The sequence below is a fragment of the Aeromonas allosaccharophila genome (assembly GCF_016026615.1).
Lineage (GTDB): Bacteria > Pseudomonadota > Gammaproteobacteria > Enterobacterales > Aeromonadaceae > Aeromonas > Aeromonas allosaccharophila.
Map to the genome: position 1 here is coordinate 4,569,673 of NZ_CP065745.1, position 16,156 is coordinate 4,585,828.

The 16,156-nt window shown below is 59.1% G+C and carries 13 protein-coding genes; all 13 read left to right on the forward strand.

The genetic code is table 11. The features are described from left to right. Positions 1-5 precede the first annotated feature (5 nt). Positions 6-782, forward strand: a complete 777-nt coding sequence (gene uppS / locus I6G90_RS21005; protein ID WP_058052228.1) for a polyprenyl diphosphate synthase — start codon at positions 6-8, stop codon at positions 780-782. A gap of 57 nt (positions 783-839) precedes the next feature. Further along, a complete protein-coding gene (locus tag I6G90_RS21010) occupies positions 840-1,667 on the forward strand; it encodes a phosphatidate cytidylyltransferase (RefSeq protein WP_269668391.1) in 828 nt (275 codons plus the stop codon). Beyond that, positions 1,667-2,863, forward strand: coding sequence for a 1-deoxy-D-xylulose-5-phosphate reductoisomerase (gene ispC, locus I6G90_RS21015; RefSeq protein WP_197929076.1), 1,197 nt, complete (start codon positions 1,667-1,669; stop codon positions 2,861-2,863). The genes I6G90_RS21010 and ispC overlap by 1 nt, the downstream gene beginning before the upstream one ends. Next, positions 2,863-4,215 carry a sigma E protease regulator RseP gene (gene rseP / locus I6G90_RS21020; RefSeq protein WP_042058440.1) on the forward strand — a complete coding sequence of 451 codons (1,353 nt, stop codon included), beginning with the start codon at positions 2,863-2,865 and terminating at the stop codon, positions 4,213-4,215. The genes ispC and rseP overlap by 1 nt, the downstream gene beginning before the upstream one ends. Positions 4,216-4,249: 34 nt before the next feature. Beyond that, positions 4,250-6,778, forward strand: a complete 2,529-nt coding sequence (gene bamA, locus I6G90_RS21025; RefSeq protein WP_197929077.1) for an outer membrane protein assembly factor BamA — start codon at positions 4,250-4,252, stop codon at positions 6,776-6,778. 149 nt (positions 6,779-6,927) lie between these two features. Continuing rightward, a complete protein-coding gene (locus I6G90_RS21030; RefSeq protein ID WP_005338563.1) occupies positions 6,928-7,440 on the forward strand; it encodes an OmpH family outer membrane protein in 513 nt (170 codons plus the stop codon). A gap of 3 nt (positions 7,441-7,443) precedes the next feature. Beyond that, positions 7,444-8,463: a UDP-3-O-(3-hydroxymyristoyl)glucosamine N-acyltransferase gene (lpxD, locus tag I6G90_RS21035; protein WP_197929078.1), complete on the forward strand. Its 1,020-nt coding sequence runs from the start codon at positions 7,444-7,446 to the stop codon at positions 8,461-8,463. A 24-nt stretch (positions 8,464-8,487) separates the two neighbouring features. Beyond that, positions 8,488-8,949 (forward strand): 3-hydroxyacyl-ACP dehydratase FabZ, encoded by a 462-nt coding sequence (fabZ, locus tag I6G90_RS21040; RefSeq protein ID WP_005338559.1) that lies wholly within the window; start codon positions 8,488-8,490, stop codon positions 8,947-8,949. Positions 8,950-8,954: 5 nt separating this feature from the next. Next, positions 8,955-9,746 (forward strand): acyl-ACP--UDP-N-acetylglucosamine O-acyltransferase, encoded by a 792-nt coding sequence (gene lpxA / locus I6G90_RS21045; RefSeq protein ID WP_197929079.1) that lies wholly within the window; start codon positions 8,955-8,957, stop codon positions 9,744-9,746. Then, positions 9,739-10,878, forward strand: a complete 1,140-nt coding sequence (gene lpxB, locus I6G90_RS21050; protein WP_197929080.1) for a lipid-A-disaccharide synthase — start codon at positions 9,739-9,741, stop codon at positions 10,876-10,878. The genes lpxA and lpxB overlap by 8 nt, the downstream gene beginning before the upstream one ends. A 119-nt stretch (positions 10,879-10,997) precedes the next feature. Further along, positions 10,998-11,588: a ribonuclease HII gene (gene rnhB / locus I6G90_RS21055; protein ID WP_197929081.1), complete on the forward strand. Its 591-nt coding sequence runs from the start codon at positions 10,998-11,000 to the stop codon at positions 11,586-11,588. A gap of 38 nt (positions 11,589-11,626) precedes the next feature. Next, the gene (dnaE, locus tag I6G90_RS21060) at positions 11,627-15,106 is read left to right on the forward strand and encodes a DNA polymerase III subunit alpha (RefSeq protein ID WP_197929082.1); all 3,480 of its coding nucleotides are present in this window, start codon (positions 11,627-11,629) and stop codon (positions 15,104-15,106) included. A 15-nt stretch (positions 15,107-15,121) separates the two neighbouring features. Further along, positions 15,122-16,072, forward strand: a complete 951-nt coding sequence (accA, locus tag I6G90_RS21065) for an acetyl-CoA carboxylase carboxyl transferase subunit alpha (protein WP_042657956.1) — start codon at positions 15,122-15,124, stop codon at positions 16,070-16,072. Positions 16,073-16,156: the final 84 nt, after the last annotated feature.

Sequence of the window (16,156 nt, forward strand, 5' to 3'; positions counted from 1 at the left end):
ATTACATGTCGCTTTTGGCTGCGTTGGGTGATTGTGCCAACTCGTCTTTACCCCGTCACGTCGCCATCATCATGGATGGTAACGGTCGCTGGGCCCAGAACCGAGGCAAGATGCGGGTTTATGGCCACAAGGCGGGCGTCAAGTCAGTGCGGGAGGCCGTTACCTTTGCTGCGCGTGCCAAGATCGAGGCATTGACCCTGTTTGCATTCTCCAGCGAGAACTGGCGCCGCCCGGAAGGGGAGGTCAGTGCCTTGATGGAACTGTTCGTCACCGTGCTGGGTCGTGAGGTGCAGAAACTGCACAACAACGGGATCCGGCTCAAGGTGATTGGCGATACTGCTCGCTTTAGTGAGCGTTTGCAGGCCAAAATCGCCAAGGCGGAAGCCTTGACCGCCAATAACAAGGGGTTGACCCTGAACATTGCGGCCAACTATGGCGGCCAGTGGGATATCGCCCAGGCGGCCCGCAAGCTGGCCAAAGCGGTCGCGGCCGGTGAACTGGCCGCTGACGACATTGATGAGTCCATGCTGACCCGCGAGGTTTGTATGGCCGATCTGCCACCCGTGGACCTGTTGATCCGTACCGGTGGCGATCATCGCATCAGCAACTTTGTGTTATGGCAGCTCGCCTATGCCGAGCTCTATTTTACCCCGGTATTGTGGCCCGATTTCAACGAGGCCGAGTTCAGTGAGGCTGTCGCCTCTTTCGTTGCCCGCGAGCGTCGCTTCGGTTGCACCGGTGAACAGATACGGGAATTGATCGCCGAGCAGCAGACCGGCTAAACCCCGCTCCCAAGAGAGAGGTTTCTTTTGCTAAAACAACGAATTATTACTGCTTTGATGTTGATCCCCCTGGTGTTGGGGGCGCTCTTCTTTCTGCCATTGAAATTTTTTGCCCTGTTGGCTGCGCTGGTGTTTTTGTTGGCCAGTCGCGAATGGAGTGGGTTTGTCTGTGCTGCCCCGCAGCAATGGTTGCCCATCGTATTTTGTCTGTTGCTCGGTGCCAGCCTCTTTTGGCTGCCGGTGGAGCAACTCTGGACGCCTCACCTGCACCCCCTGGTGATGGGCGTGCTCTGGACCGCGGTCAGCTGGTGGCTGCTGGGTCTGCTGCTGGTGTTGCGTTATCCCCAGAGCGCCAAGCTGTGGAAAGAGTCTATCTGGCTCAAGTCGCTGTTTGGTCTGGTGACCCTGGTTCCCTTCTTCTGGTCGCTGGTCGCCATCCGTGGCTACAACTTTTACCATGACCCCATGATGGGCGCCTGGATCCTGTTGTTCGTGATGGGACTGGTCTGGGCGGCAGATTCTGGCGCGTATTTTTTCGGCAAGGCGTTCGGTAAACACAAGCTGGCGCCAGCCGTCAGCCCTGGCAAAACCATCGAAGGGATGTGTGGCGGCCTCTTTACTGCCAGCCTGCTGGCCATCGGTGTCACCTGGTCGATGGGATTTGTGCCTGCCAAGATGATCACCGTGCTGTTTTGCTCCCTGCTGGCGGTGCTTGCCTCCGTACTCGGTGATCTGACCGAGAGCATGTTCAAGCGCGAAGCGGGCATCAAGGACTCCGGCACCCTGCTGCCGGGTCATGGTGGCATTCTCGACCGGATCGACAGCCTGACCGCCGCCCTGCCGGTGTTTCTGCTCAGTTATCTGCTACTCAGTCAGGAGTTTTGATGCACAAGTCACTGGTTATTCTGGGGGCCTCCGGCTCCATTGGTCAGAGTACCTTGAAAGTGCTGCGCCATAACCCGGGCAGTTGGCAAGTGTTGGCGTTGACCGCCGCCCGCAACGTGGATGCCATGTTGCGGGACTGCCTCGAATTCTCCCCCCGTTTTGCCGTGATGGTCGATGAGGAGGCCGCCCGTGAGCTGGCCGCCCGACTGAAGGCGCACGGCAGTGCGACCCGGATCATGTCTGGTGCCACCGCCCTGTGCGAGGTGGCCGCCCATCCCGATGCCCATAGCGTGATGGCCGCCATCGTCGGTGCGGCCGGTCTGGCCCCGACCATGGCCGCGGTACGTGCCGGCAAGCGCATTTTGTTGGCCAACAAGGAGGCGCTGGTGATGTCCGGTGCTTTCTTCATGGAAGCCGTGCGCGAGCATGGTGCCGAGCTGCTGCCCATCGACAGCGAACACAATGCCATCTTCCAGTGTCTGCCGACTGCCGTGCAGCGCCAGCCCGGTTTTTGCGATCTGGCGGCGGCGGGGATTAGCAAGATTTTGCTGACCGGTTCCGGCGGCCCGTTCCGTTACACCGAGATCAGCGAGCTGGCCAAGGTGACGCCGGCGCAGGCCATCGCGCATCCCAACTGGTCGATGGGGGCCAAGATTTCGGTCGACTCCGCCACCATGATCAACAAGGGGCTGGAGTACATCGAGGCGCGCTGGCTGTTCAATGCCGCCCCTGAGCAGATCCAGGTGGTGATCCACCCACAGTCGGTGATCCACTCCATGGTGCAGTACAAGGATGGCTCCGTGCTGGCCCAGCTTGGCAATCCGGATATGTGTACCCCCATCGCCCATGCGCTGGCTTATCCCAATCGCATCCCCTCCAGTGTGGAACCTTTGGATTTCTTCAGTGTCGGAGAGTTCAGCTTTATCCGGCCTGATTACGATCGCTACCCCTGTCTGGCGCTGGCCATCAATGCCTGCCAGAAGGGACAAGCGGCGACAACTGCGCTCAATGCGGCCAACGAGGAGGCGGTTGCCGCCTTCCTGGCCGGGCGCATCGGCTTTATGGATATTGCCCGGATCAACGAGGCGGTAATGCTGGCGCTGGAGAGCTGCGCCGTCGGTTCGCTCGATGATCTGTTTGCCCTGGATGGTGCGGCCAGAGCCCGTGCTCACACTTTGATTGAGGAGCTTGGCTGATGGGCGGTGTGTTGTGGAATATCGGTGCCTTTGTTGTTGCGCTGGGTCTGCTGGTCGCGGTGCACGAATTTGGTCACTTCTGGGTGGCCCGTCGCTGTGGCGTCAAGGTTGAACGCTTCTCCATCGGCTTTGGCAAGGCGATCTGGCGCCGGATGGGCAAGGATGGCACCGAATATGTGTTGGCGCTGATCCCCCTCGGTGGTTACGTCAAGATGCTCGATGGCCGGGTCGATGAACTCAAGCCCGGTGACGAGCCGTATGCCTTCAACCACAAGAGTGTCTGGGCGCGAATGGCGATTGTCGCCGCAGGCCCCATGGCCAACTTTGTGTTTGCCCTGTTTGCCCTCTGGCTGATGTTTATCATCGGGGTGCCGAGCGTCAAGCCGGTGATCGGTGAAGTGCGTCCGGCATCCATCGTTGCCGAGGCGGGTGTGCTGCCCGGGATGGAGATTGTCGGGGTCGGCGATGAACAGACCGGTGACTGGGAGAGCGTCACCTACGCCCTTATCAGCCATCTGGGTGATGAGGCTGTCACCCTCAAGGTGCAGGCACCCAATACCAGCTATGCCACCGACAAAACCTTGTCGCTGACCGGCTGGACCTTCGATCCGGATAAAGAGTCGCCCATCGGCAGTCTGGGGATCGTCCCCCTGAGTGGCAAAGTGCTGCCAGTCGTGGCTGCAGTGGTGGCCAAGAGTGCCAGTGAAAAGGCGGGGCTGCAGGTTGGTGACCGCATCAAGCAAGTCGGCGATCAGCCAATCACTGCCTGGGCCCAGTTTGTCGAGCTGGTGCAGCAGGCGCCGGGCGAACCCCTGCAAGTGGTGGTTGAGCGTAACAACAGTGATCTCAACGTGACCCTGACCCCGGATAGCCGTAAGGTGCAGGGCAAGCTGGTTGGATTCGTCGGCCTCTCGCCGCAACTGGTTCCATTACCGGATGAATATCGAATTCTGTTACAGTATGGGCCTTTGCAGGCGCTGTGGCAGGGGGCCGACAAAACCTGGAGCCTGATCACGCTCACCTTTGACATGATTGGCAAGCTGATCGGTGGCATCGTGTCGCTGGACAACCTGAGCGGCCCCATCTCCATTGCCAAGGGCGCCGGCAGCAGTGCCGACTATGGTCTGGTCTATTTCTTGAGTTTTCTGGCGCTGATCAGCGTCAACCTGGGGATTATCAATCTGTTCCCCCTGCCGGTGCTCGATGGTGGCCATCTGGTCTATTTCCTGATCGAAGCGGTCACCGGCAAGCCGGTATCAGAGAAAATACAGGAAGTGGGTTTCAGGATCGGCGCCGCCATTCTGATGTTATTGATGGGCATTGCGCTGTTTAACGATTTCGCTCGCCTCTGAGGCCAGAGCATCAACAAGGACACATAAGAACAAAATGGCTGTTAAAAAAGCATTGGTGTTGAGTTGCCTGCTGGGTGCCAGTTTCCTGGCCCAGGCGGCCCCTGCCTCTTTTGTGGTGCAAGATATCCAGGTCGAAGGTCTGCAACGGGTGACCCTGGGTGCCGCACTGTTGAACCTGCCGATCCGGGTCGGTGATACCGTCGATTCCGTGGCTCTGGCCAGCGCCATCAAAAAGCTCTATGCCTCGGGTAACTTCGAGGATGTGAAGGTTTACCGTGACGGCCAGGTGCTGCAGGTGATGGTCAAGGAGCGTCCGACCATCTCCAGCATCGAGTTTGCCGGCAACAAGGATATCAAGGAGGAGCAACTGACCCAGAGTCTGGAGTCCTCCGGTATCCGTGTGGGTGATCCGCTGGATCGCACCGTGCTCACCTCCCTCGAGAAGGGACTGGAAGATTTCTACTATGGCGTGGGTAAATACTCCGCCAAGGTCAAGGCCATCGTCACCCCGTTGCCGCGTAACCGGGTCGATCTCAAATTCACCTTCGTGGAAGGGGAAGCGGCCAAGATCCAGCAGATCAACATCGTCGGCAACAGTGTCTTCCCGGAAGATAAGCTGATTGCCCAGCTCTCCCTGCGCGACGAAGTGCCCTGGTGGAACTTCACCGCCGATCAGCGCTATCAGAAGCAGAAGCTGGCCGGTGATATCGAGACCCTGCGCTCCTACTACATGGACCGCGGCTATATCCGCTTCCAGCAGGAGTCTACCCAGGTCTCCATGACGCCTGACAAGAAGGGCGTCTACGTCACCCTCAACATCAAGGAAGGGGATCAGTACAAGGTCTCCGGTGTCCAGCTCAAAGGCGATCTGATCGATCGCGGCGGCGAGATGAAGGGATTGATCCCGATCGCTGCCGGCAGCACCTACTCCGCGAGTCAGGTGACCCATACCGAAGAGGTGCTCTCCAAGTTCCTCGGTCGTTACGGCTACGCCTATCCGAAAGTGGTCACCTTCCCGCAGGTCAATGACAAGACCAAGGAAGTGGAGCTGATCGTCAACGTTGAGCCGGGCCCCCGTGTCTATGTGCGCAACATCAACTTCAACGGTAACGCTACCACTGAAGATCAGGTGCTGCGCCGCGAGATGCGTCAGATGGAAGGCACCTGGCTCTCTTCCGACAACATCGAGCAGTCCAAGAGCCGTCTCAACCGCCTTGGCTACTTCGAGAGCGTCGAAGTGGATACCAAGCGAGTGCCGGGCAACGATGACCTGGTTGACCTCGACTTCAAGGTCAAGGAGCAGCCCGCGGGCTCCATCAACGCCGGTATCGGTTACGGTACCGAGTCAGGTCTGAGCCTGCAGGCGGGGGTCTCTCAGGACAACTTCATGGGAACCGGTAAAAAGGTCTCCATCAACGCCAGCACCAACGACTACTCCAAGAACGTTGACCTGAGCTACAACGACCCCTATTTCACCGTGGATGGTGTCAGCCTGGGTGGTCGGGTCTACTACAACCAGTTCCGTGCCGATGATGCCGATATCGTCGATTACGAGAACGAAACCATCGGTTTCCGTCTCTCCAGCGGCTTCCCGGTCAACGAGTTCAACCGTCTCGACTTCAGTACGGGTATTGAAAGCTCCAAGTTGAGCCGACCGACATTTAATGAGGCAAAATTCAAAGAGTGTATCGGTTCTGATGGCGTTGACGAGAACAACAATTGTTATAACCAATGGAATGACAACCGTCAGTCAGTGCAGATGGATCAGTTCTGGGATCTTTATGCCAAGGGTGAGGATAGTGTTGAGTTTGTGACAGTCGACCTCACTGCTGGCTGGACCCGTTCAACTCTGAATAAGGGGATGTTCCCGACCGCCGGTGAGCGTCAACGAGTGAATGCCAAGGTGACTGTGCCGGGCATGGAACTGCAGTACTACAAGCTCTCTGCCGAAGATGCCCACTACTTCCCACTCGATGCGGATCACAGCTGGGTGATGATCGGCAAGGGCCGTGTCTCCTACGGTAACGGCTATGGCGACGACTCCATGTTGCCGTTCTTCGAGAACTACTATGCCGGTGGTTTCGATACGGTACGTGGTTTCAAGAGCAATACCATTGGTCCCAAGGCTATCTATGCGACCTATAACCCTCTAGGTAAAAACGGTTGTACTGGCAATCAACCTTGTCAGACCGGCAGTTACGAGGGTTCGGATACCTCGGTGGGTGGCAATGCTCTGGCAGTCGCGTCACTGGAGCTGGTGTTCCCGACCCCGTTCGTCTCCGAGACCTATCGTCCGCAGATCCGTTCCACCGTCTTTATGGACGCAGGTACGGTCTGGAGCACCGACTTTGCCAACGGGGCATATCCTTGCGCCGCCGGTGCTGATTGCAGCTATATGAGCCAGGACTACTCCAATCCGGGCAATATTCGGGTCTCTGCCGGTGTCTCCCTGCAGTGGCTTTCGCCGATGGGGCCGCTGGTGTTCGCCCTGGCCAAGCCGATCAAGCAATACGAAGGGGATCGCACCGAGTTCTTCTCCTTCAATATCGGTCGTACTTTCTAAGCAGAGTATTGCCCCCACCCATGCGGTGGGGGTCTTCAATGATGGGACGCGCGGTATGCGTGCCTCACCAGGTAACAAGACGGTCCTAACGCCGCTTGCATAATCGGGTAAATCAGGTAGCCCTCGCCATGAGGGAACAAGGAGTAAGTGTGAATAAAGCGTTGAAAGTAGCTGGTTTGAGCTTTGCACTGATGGCTGCCGGCATGGGTTCTGCCTTCGCTGAGACCAAGATCGCCGTGGTGGATATGGGCGAAGTCTTCCAAAAGCTGCCCCAGCGTGAAGCCGTTGCAGCCAAGCTGAAAGGCGAATTCGAGCCGCGCATGCGTGAGCTGCAGAAGCTGGAACAGGAAGGCCAGAAGTTGGTCGAGAAGTTCCGCAAGGATGAAGCCTTCATGAGCGCCGAGCAGAAGAAGCAGAACCAGGAGAAACTGGCCAAGCTGCAGATGGAGTTCAACCAGAAGCGTCAGGCGTTTGAACAGGACAACGGTCGCCGTCAGTCCGAAGAGCGCAACAAGATCCTGACCAAGGTACAGGCAGCCATCGACTCCATCGCCAAGAGCAATGGTTACGACCTGGTGCTGGAGCGCAACGCCGCCCCGTATGCCGCCAGCAAGCTGGACATCTCCGGCCAGGTTATTTCTCAGGTAAGCAAGAGCAACTAATTGATGGCATTCACTCTCGCACAGCTGGCCCAGCAACTGGGGGCCCAGGTCCATGGCGACGGAACCCTGGAAATCCGCAAGGTAGCGACACTGGAAAAGGCCGGGGAGGGGGATATTACCTTCCTGTCCAACAAAAAGTACCGGCACTATCTGGAGCAGAGCAAGGCGACCGCCGTGCTCATTACAGAAGCGGATCTGCCATTTTGTCCCACCAATGCCCTGGTGCTCAAAGACCCCTATGTGGGCTTTGCCCGGGTAGCCCAACTGCTGGACACCACCCCGCAGCCGGCCACGGATATTCATCCGAGCGCCGTTATCGCGGCTGACGTGCAACTGGGCGAGAGAGTGGCCATCGGCGCCAATGCAGTGATCGAATCCGGCGTCGTGCTGGGTGACGATGTACGCATTGGCCCGGGCTGTTTTGTTGGCAAAGATACCCGGCTGGGAGCTCGCTCCCGGCTGTGGGCCAACGTCACCCTCTATCACAATGTGACCATGGGTACCGACTGTCTGGTTCAATCCGGCACAGTGATCGGGGCCGATGGTTTCGGTTATGCCAACGAGCGTGGCGAGTGGATCAAGATCCCCCAGCTCGGCGGCGTGGCCATTGGCAACCGGGTCGAGATCGGTGCCTGTACCACCATTGACCGCGGTGCGCTGGAAGATACCCGCATCGCTGACAACGTCATCATCGACAATCAGTGCCAGATCGCCCACAACGTGGAGATCGGTTACGGCACCGCCGTGGCGGGCTCCACCGTGATGGCTGGTAGTCTCAAGGTCGGCAAATATTGTATCATTGGCGGCGCTTCCGTCTTTAACGGGCATATGGAGATCTGCGACCAGGCCACCGTCACCGGTATGGCCATGGTGATGCGACCCATTACCGAGCCCGGTGTCTACTCTTCCGGCATCCCTCTGCAAACCAATAAAGAGTGGCGCAAGACCGCCGCCCGGGTGATGCGTATCGACGAGATGCACAAGCGGTTAAGCAAGCTTGAGAAGAAGCTGGATCAAGAATAATCACGATTGGTATAGGGTACTGTTTTGACTACTGAAAAGAAGAGCCTGGGTATCCAGGAAATCATGGATCTGCTGCCCCACCGTTATCCGTTCCTGATGGTGGATCGTGTGGACGATTACGAGATCAGCGATGAGCGCAAAACTCTGCGCGCCATCAAGAACGTCTCGTTCAACGAGCCGATCTTCCAGGGGCACTTCCCGGCCAAGCCGGTGTTCCCGGGCGTACTGATCCTGGAAGCGATGGCGCAGGCCACCGGTATCCTGGCCTTTACCATGGTGGGCAAGCCGTCTCCCAACGAACTCTATTATTTTGCCTCAATCGACAACGCTCGCTTCAAGCGCCCGGTCGGCCCCGGTGATCAACTGGTGCTGGACGTGGAGTTCCTGAAAGAGCGTCGCGGTATTGCCAAGTTCACCGGTGTCGCCACCGTCGACGGTGAAGTGGTCTGTACCGCCGAGCTGATGTGCGCCAAACGCGAGGTTTAACACACGTGATCGACCAGACTGCCATCATTCACGATACTGCCATCGTCCATGAGTCTGCCATGATCGGTAAAGGGGTTGAAATCGGCCCCTTTTCTGTCATCGGCGCCGAGGTGGAAATCGGTGACAACACCTGGGTCAGTTCCCATGTGGTGATCAAGGGGCCGACCAAGATTGGCCGTGGCAACAAGATCTTCCAGCACACCTCCATCGGTGAGGATTGCCAGGACAAGAAGTACGCCGGTGAGCGCACCTTCCTCGAGATTGGCGACAACAACGTCATTCGCGAGAACTGCACCTTCCACCGTGGCACTGTTCAGGATCAATCCCTGACCAAGGTGGGTAGCGGTAACCTGTTCATGGTCAACGTCCACGTTGCCCACGACTGCATCATCGGTGACAACTGCATCTTCGCCAACAACGCCACCCTGGCGGGCCACGTGGTGATCGGTGACTTCGTGATCTTTGGTGGTCTCTCCGCCATTCACCAGTTTGGCCGTGTTGGTTCCCACGCCTTCGTCGGTGGCTGCGCCGCCCTGAACAAGGATGTGCCGCCCTACGTGATGGCCGCTGGTAACTATGCCAAGCCGTTCGGGGTCAACTCCGAAGGGCTGCGCCGTCGCGGTTATACGCCTGAGGCTATCTCTGCCGTCAAGCGTGCCTACAAAGAGATCTTCCGTTCCGGCAAGACCATCGAAGAGGTGCTGCCGGTACTGATCGAGATGGCGCAAGCCGAACCGGCCGTCCAGCTCTATGTGGACTTCCTCAAAGATAACGAGCGCGGGATCATCCGTGCCTGATCCGGTTCGCATCGGTATCGTCGCCGGAGAAGTCTCCGGCGACATTCTGGCTGCCGGTCTGGTGCGCGAGCTGCAGACCCGCTACCCGGATGCGCAGTTTGAAGGGATCGCCGGGCCGCGGATGCAGGCCCTCGGCGTCAAGGCCCTTTTCGAGATGGAAGAGCTCTCCGTCATGGGGATCACCGAGGTGCTGGGCCGTCTGCCGCGCATCCTCAAGGTCCGTCGCGAACTGTTGCGTCACTTTATTGCCAATCCGCCCGATATCTTCATCGGCGTGGATGCACCGGATTTCAATATCGGGGTGGAGCTGAAACTGCGCCGCGCCGGTATCAAGACGGTTCACTATGTCAGCCCCTCGGTGTGGGCCTGGCGCCAGAACCGCATTCACAAGATCAAGGCCGCCACCGACATGGTGCTCGCCTTCCTGCCGTTCGAGAAAGCCTTCTACGACCGTTTCGACGCCCCTTGCCGCTTTGTCGGTCACACCATGGCGGACGATATTCCGCTGGTGCCGGATCAGGCCGCAGTGCGTCGCAATCTCGGCATCGATGCCAATCGCCGCTGGCTGGCGGTACTGCCGGGCAGCCGTACCGCAGAAGTGGGCTTTATGTCCCCTCTCTTTCTCGAGGCGTGCAAGAGTCTGACGGTGCGCTATCCGGATCTCGGTTTTATCGTGCCGCTGGTCAACCAGAAACGGCGCGAACAGTTTATGGCCATCAAGGCCGAGCTGGCGCCGGATCTCGAGATGGTGCTGCTGGAAGGGCAGGGCCGTGAGGCGATGATCGCCGCCGACGTGGTGATGCTGGCCTCCGGCACCGCGGCGCTTGAAGCCATGCTGGTGAAAAAGCCGATGGTGGTGGGCTACAAGCTCAAGCCGTTCAGCTACTGGCTGGCCCAGCGACTGGTGAAGACCGAATTTGTCTCTCTGCCCAACCTGCTCGCCGGTCGCATGCTGGTGCCGGAGCTGATCCAGCACGAGTGCACCCCCGAGAATCTGGTGGAAGAGGTGAGCAAGTACTTCGAGCACGACAACAGTGCGCTGGTCAACACCTTCACCGAATTGCACCAGCTGATCCGCTGCAATGCCGACTCGCAGGCCGCCGACGCGGTGGCTGATCTGCTCGGCAGATAACGCTATTTCGGACCGTCGATTGCGCCGCGCTACCCGTTAATCCGTTTTCGAGCGGTGATGCCGCGCCAGTCGAACCCCTGTCAGGCCCCGCGGGGCCTGTTTTGATTCAAGGCTACAAGATGATGATCGATATTCCTGACGACAAGCTGGTTGCCGGTGTGGACGAAGTGGGCCGTGGCCCGCTGGTGGGTGACGTGGTCACCGCTGCGGTCATTCTCGATCCCGCCAACCCCATTGTCGGGCTGGCTGACTCCAAGAAGCTCTCCGAGAAGAAACGGCTGGCGCTGTTTGACGAGATCAAAGAGAAGGCGCTTGCCTGGGCTATCGGTCGCGCCACTCCGGAGGAGATCGACGAGCTCAACATCCTGCACGCCACCATGCTGGCGATGCAGCGCGCCGTGGCAGGATTGAAGATCACCCCCGAGCTGGTCTTTATCGATGGCAATCGCTGCCCGGCATTGCCGATGGAAGCGCGCGCCGTGGTCAAGGGCGACAGCCTGGTGGCCGCCATCAGCGCCGCCTCGATCCTCGCCAAGGTGACCCGTGATGCGGAGATGACCGAGCTGGATAGCCGTCATCCCGAGTACGGTTTCGCCCGTCACAAGGGTTATCCGACCGCTGAGCACCTCGCCATTCTGGCCGAGCGTGGCCCGCTGCCCGAATATCGCAAGAGTTTCAAACCGGTGCGCCGCGCACTGGGGATCGAGTAGACCATGCCATTTTGTTTGAGCAGCGAGAGGAGATGACGATGGCTGACCCCCGTTTTATCCACCTGCGAGTCCACTCCGACTTCTCCATGGTCGATGGCCTGCAGAAGATCAACCCCATCGTCGGGGCCGCAGCGGCCAACAACATGCCGGCGCTGGCGCTGACCGATCAGATGAACATGTGCGGTCTGGTGCGCTTCTATGGTTCGGCCCACGGCAAGGGGATCAAACCCATCGTCGGTGCCGACTTCTGGGTGCAGAGTGACGAGCTCGGCGACGAGCAGTTCCGTCTCACCCTGCTCGCCATGGACAACGATGGCTACCAGAACATCACCCTGCTTATTTCTCGCGGTTACCAGCGCGGCCACGTGCAGGGGCGGCCGGTTATCGACAAGAGCTGGCTCGCCGAGCATGCCAAGGGAGTGATCGTGCTCTCCGGTGGGCGCGAGGGGGATGTGGGCAAGTTCCTGCTCAAGGGCAACCGGCAGATGACCGAACAGTGTCTCGCCTTCTACCAGACCCATTTCCCCGATGCCTATTACCTCGAACTGTTGCGTACCGGTCGACCCGACGAAGAGGTCTATCTGCACATGGCGGTGGCCATTGCCACCGAGTTCGAGCTGCCGGTGGTCGCCACCAACGAGGTGGTGTTCCTCTCAGCCGATGATTTCGACGCCCACGAGATCCGGGTTGCCATCCACGATGGCTATACCCTGATGGACAAGCGCCGCCCCCGTCGCTACAGCCCGCAGCAGTACCTGCGCAGTCAGGAGGAGATGGCTGAGCTGTTTGCCGACATCCCCGAGGCGCTGGAGAACACGGTGGAGATCGCCAAGCGCTGCAACGTGACGGTGCGCCTCGGTGAATACTTCCTGCCCAATTTCCCGACCGGCGACATGACCACCGAAGATTTTCTGGTGGCCAAGTCGAAAGAGGGTCTGGAGGAACGTCTCGAATTTCTGTTCCCGGATCCCGCCGTGCGCGCCGCCAAGCGCGGCGAGTACGACGAGCGTCTCGACATCGAGCTGAAAGTGATCAACCAGATGGGCTTCCCGGGTTACTTCCTCATCGTGATGGAGTTTATCCAGTGGTCCAAGGACAACGGCATTCCCGTTGGCCCGGGCCGGGGTTCGGGTGCGGGCTCCCTGGTGGCCTATGCCCTCAAGATCACCGACCTCGACCCGCTGGAATTCGACCTGCTGTTCGAACGTTTCTTGAACCCCGAGCGGGTATCCATGCCCGACTTCGACGTCGACTTCTGCATGGATCGACGCGACGAGGTGATTGAGCACGTCTCCGAGATGTATGGCCGGGATGCGGTATCCCAGATCATCACCTTCGGCAGCATGGCGGCCAAGGCGGTGGTGCGGGACGTGGGCCGGGTATTGGGCCACGCCTACGGCTTTGTCGATCGCATCTCCAAGCTGATCCCGCCGGATCCGGGTATGACCTTGGCCAAGGCGTTCGAGGCCGAGCCAAAACTGCCCGAGCTCTATGAGCAGGATGAGGAGGTCAAAGACCTCATCGACATGGCCCGCCGCCTCGAAGGGGTGGTGCGCAACGCTGGTAAACACGCCGGTGGCGTGGTGATCGCGCCCACCAAGATCACCGACTTTGCGCCGCTCTACTGCGATGACGAGGGTCATCACCCGGTCACCCAGTTCGACAAGAACGACGTGGAGTACGCGGGTCTGGTGAAGTTCGACTTCCTCGGTCTGCGGACCTTGACCATCATCGACTGGGCGCTTGGCATGATCAACCCGCGTCTTGCCAAAGAGGGCAAGCCGCCGGTGGACATCGCCGCCATCCCCATCGATGACAAGAAGTCGTTCGACCTGCTGCAGCGCTACGAGACTACGGCGGTATTCCAGCTGGAATCCCGCGGCATGAAGGATCTGATCAAGCGGCTCAAGCCTGACTGCTTCGAAGACATGATCGCACTGGTGGCCCTGTTCCGACCGGGCCCGCTGCAGTCGGGCATGGTGGATAACTTCATCGACCGCAAGCACGATAAGGAACCAATATCCTATCCGGACGAGAAGTGGCAACACGAGAGTCTCAAACCGATCCTTGAACCCACCTACGGCATCATCCTCTATCAGGAGCAGGTGATGCAGATCGCCCAGACCCTGGCGGGCTACACCCTGGGTGGCGCGGACATGTTGCGCCGTGCCATGGGTAAGAAAAAGCCCGAGGAGATGGCCAAGCAGCGGGCCGGTTTCGAAGAGGGCGCCGTCAAGAATGGCGTCGACGGCGAGCTGGCGATGAAGATCTTCGATCTGGTGGAGAAGTTTGCGGGCTACGGCTTCAACAAATCCCACTCCGCCGCCTATGCGCTGGTCTCCTACCAGACCCTCTGGCTCAAGACCCACTTCCCGGCCGAGTTCATGGCGGCGGTGATGACCGCCGATATGGACAACACCGACAAGATCGTGACGCTAGTAGACGAGTGCCAGCGCATGGGGTTGACGGTGATCCCGCCGGATGTGAACACCGGTCGCTATCGCTTCTCGGTCAACGAAGATGGCCATATCGTCTACGGCATCGGGGCGGTGAAAGGGGTCGGTGAAGGCCCCATCGACGCGATTCTCAGCGCCCGGGATCAGGACGGCCCCTTCCGCGATCTGTTCGATTTCTGCAACCGGGTCGACATCAAGAAGCTCAACAAGCGGGTGATGGAGAAGCTGATCCTCTCCGGTGCCATGGATCGGCTTGGTCCCCACCGCGCCGCCCTGATGGCGACGCTGGAGGAGGCGATGCGGGCCGCCGAGCAGCACGCCAAGGCGCAGGCGGTGGGGCAGGTCGACATGTTCGGCGTGCTCACCGAAGAGATTGACGACGTCAAGAAGGCGTTTGCCAACGTGCCGCACTGGCCTGACAAGGTGTGGCTGGAAGGGGAGCGCGAGACCCTCGGGCTCTATCTCACCGGTCACCCCATCAACCAGTACAGCAGCGAGTTGCGTCGTTATACCTCGGGCCGCCTGTGCGATCTGCATCCCACCTCCCGCGATACCGTGACCACGGCGGCGGGGTTGGTGATTGCGGCTCGCAGCATGGTGACCAAGCGTGGCAACAAGATGGGGATCTTCACCCTGGACGACCGTTCCGGTCGCCTTGATGTGACTCTGTTCAGTGAAGCGCTGGAAAAATATGAAGAATTGATGCAAAAAGACCGCATTTTGGTGGTTTCTGGACAGGTCAGCTTTGATGACTTCTCCGGTGGCCTTAAAATGTCGGCTCGAGAATTACTGGATATCAACGATGCGAGGGAGCGTTTTGCCAGAGCAATCCGCATCTCCCTCGATGAACAGCGGATTGATGATCGCTTTTTCCCGCGTTTGTGCGAGATTTTGGAGCCCGCCCGTGCCGGAGTCTGTCCGGTTCAGGTAAACTATCGTCGCCCCGGCTCCCGGGTGCGATTGACGCTCGGTACCGAGTGGCGGGTGACGCCCACCGATCAACTGATAGATGACTTGCGAGTCCTGCTTGGACGAGAGCGGGTTGAATTGGTTTTTGATTAGAGGTTCTAAGGCCCTATGAGTCTTTTTCTGGATTTTGAACAGCCGATTGCCGAGTTGCAGGCGCAGATTGATGAACTCAAACATGTGAGTGAAGGCAATCACGCCGTGGATCTGAAAGACGAGATCCGCCGGCTGGAGAAGAAAAACGAAGAGCTGACCAAGAAGATCTTCGGTGATCTGGGTGCCTGGCAGGTATCCCAGATGGCGCGTCATCCCCAGCGCCCCTACACCTTTGACTATATCGAGCATATCTTCACCGATTTCGACGAATTGGCTGGCGATCGCGCCTATGCCGATGACAAGGCTATCGTCGGCGGCATCGCCCGTCTCGACGGCGAGCCGGTGATGGTGATTGGTCACCAGAAGGGTCGCGAGACCAAAGAGAAGATCAAGCGCAACTTCGGCATGCCGCGTCCGGAAGGATACCGCAAGGCCCTGCGTCTGATGGAGATGGCCGAGCGCTTCAAGATGCCGATCATCACCTTTATCGACACCCCGGGCGCCTACCCCGGCGTCGGTGCCGAAGAGCGTGGTCAGTCCGAAGCGATTGCCCGCAATCTGAAAGTGATGGCCGGTCTGACCGTGCCGGTGGTCTGCACCGTGATCGGTGAGGGCGGCTCCGGTGGTGCGCTGGCCATTGGCGTGGGTGATCGCGTCAACATGCTGCAGTACTCCACCTACTCCGTCATCTCGCCGGAAGGGTGTGCCTCCATCCTGTGGAAGAGCGCCGACAAGGCTTCTGTGGCTGCCGAAGCGATGGGCATCACTGCCCAGCGTCTGAAAGAGCTGAAACTCATCGACAATATCGTCGAGGAGCCGCTCGGCGGCGCCCACCGCGACGTGGAAAAGATGGCCAAGCGTCTGAAAGACCGCATTCAGCAGGATCTGAACGCCCTGCGTCCGCTCGAGACCGAGCAGCTGCTGGAGCAGCGCTACCAGCGTCTGCTGGGTTACGGCTACTGCTAAGCGCAGCCTGACCCTGAGCATCCAGGCCCCCGTCATCGACGGGGGCTTTTTATTGCTAATGGCCTGTCTTGCGGTGAGTGCCCC

What these genes read in the sequence shown, in the direction of transcription:
- dnaE (WP_197929082.1), top strand. Translation starts at nt 11,627, where the DNA reads ATGGCTGACCCCCGTTTTATCCACCTGCGAGTCCACTCCGACTTCTCC.
- rseP (WP_042058440.1), top strand. Translation starts at nt 2,863, where the DNA reads ATGGGCGGTGTGTTGTGGAATATCGGTGCCTTTGTTGTTGCGCTGGGT.
- I6G90_RS21010 (WP_269668391.1), top strand. Translation starts at nt 840, where the DNA reads ATGTTGATCCCCCTGGTGTTGGGGGCGCTCTTCTTTCTGCCATTGAAA.
- lpxD (WP_197929078.1), top strand. Translation starts at nt 7,444, where the DNA reads ATGGCATTCACTCTCGCACAGCTGGCCCAGCAACTGGGGGCCCAGGTC.
- accA (WP_042657956.1), top strand. Translation starts at nt 15,122, where the DNA reads ATGAGTCTTTTTCTGGATTTTGAACAGCCGATTGCCGAGTTGCAGGCG.
- bamA (WP_197929077.1), top strand. Translation starts at nt 4,250, where the DNA reads ATGGCTGTTAAAAAAGCATTGGTGTTGAGTTGCCTGCTGGGTGCCAGT.
- rnhB (WP_197929081.1), top strand. Translation starts at nt 10,998, where the DNA reads ATGATGATCGATATTCCTGACGACAAGCTGGTTGCCGGTGTGGACGAA.
- ispC (WP_197929076.1), top strand. Translation starts at nt 1,667, where the DNA reads ATGCACAAGTCACTGGTTATTCTGGGGGCCTCCGGCTCCATTGGTCAG.
- uppS (WP_058052228.1), top strand. Translation starts at nt 6, where the DNA reads ATGTCGCTTTTGGCTGCGTTGGGTGATTGTGCCAACTCGTCTTTACCC.